General features: G+C 75.7%; 1 protein-coding gene. It reads left to right on the plus strand.

Going from position 1 to position 1115, the window contains the following annotated elements; all coding sequences use genetic code 11:
• A partial coding sequence (locus AB0O09_RS38720; protein WP_363550512.1) for an XdhC/CoxI family protein occupies positions 1-1115 on the plus strand: 1115 nt, incomplete at both ends.

A 1115-nucleotide genomic window follows, 5' to 3' on the forward strand; every position in this document is an offset into this window, starting at 1 on the left:
CGCGTCCGGGCGCTCCTTCGCCGTGGCCACCGTCGTCGGCGTCTTTGGCAGCGCCCCCCGCGACCCCGGCGCCGCGCTCGCCGTCGACGAGACCGGCGAGGCGATCGGCTCGGTCTCCGGCGGCTGCGTCGAGAGCGCCGTCTACGACCTGTGCCGGCAGGCGATCCGCACCGGCGAACCCGTCCTGGAACGCTTCGGCTACAGCGACGAGGACGCCTTCGCCGTCGGCCTGACCTGCGGCGGCATCCTCGACGTCCTCGTCCAGCCGGTGGTGCCCGGCACCGACCCCGCGATCGACACCGGCATCGCGTACATCGCCTCCGGCACCCCCGTCGCCCTCGCCCGGATCGCCTCCGGCCCCGACGCCCTGCTCGGCGCCGCCCTCGCCGTCACCGCCGACGCCCACCACGGCGGCCTCTCCCCGGTGTCCTCCGCGGCCGCCGCCACGCCCGGGCCGACCACGCTGTCGCTGGAGCGCTCGATCGTCGCCGAGGCCCGCGCCATGCTCGACGCCGGCCGCACCGGCACCGTCGTCCTCGCCCTCGACGGCCGCCCCTGCGACCCCACCGACCAGGGCACCGTCACCGTCTTCGTCGAGTCCCACGTCCCCGCCCCCCGCATGATCGTCTTCGGCGCCATCGACTTCGCCGCCGCCGTCGTCCGCATCGGCAAGTTCCTCGGCTACCACGTCACCGTCTGCGACGCCCGCCCCGTCTTCGCCACCCCCCGCCGCTTCCCCGACGCCGACGAGATCGTCGTCGACTGGCCGCACCGCTACCTCGACACCCAGCACCACCGCATCGACGGCCGCACCGTCCTGTGCGTCCTCACCCACGACGCCAAGTTCGACATCCCCCTGCTGGAGCGCGCCCTGCGCCTGCCCGTCGGCTACGTCGGCGCCATGGGATCACGCCGCACCCACCACGACCGCACCACCCGCCTGCGCGAGACCGGCCTCACCGAGGCCGAGATCGCCCGCCTCCGCTCCCCCATCGGCCTCGACCTCGGCGCCCGCACCCCCGAGGAGACCGCCGTCTCCGTCGCCGCCGAGATCGTCGCCCACCGCCGCGGCGGCAGCTGCCTGCCCCTCTCCACCGGCGACGGCCCCATCCACC

This window comes from Kitasatospora sp. NPDC093679, assembly GCF_040683455.1.
Lineage (GTDB): Bacteria > Actinomycetota > Actinomycetes > Streptomycetales > Streptomycetaceae > Kitasatospora > Kitasatospora arboriphila.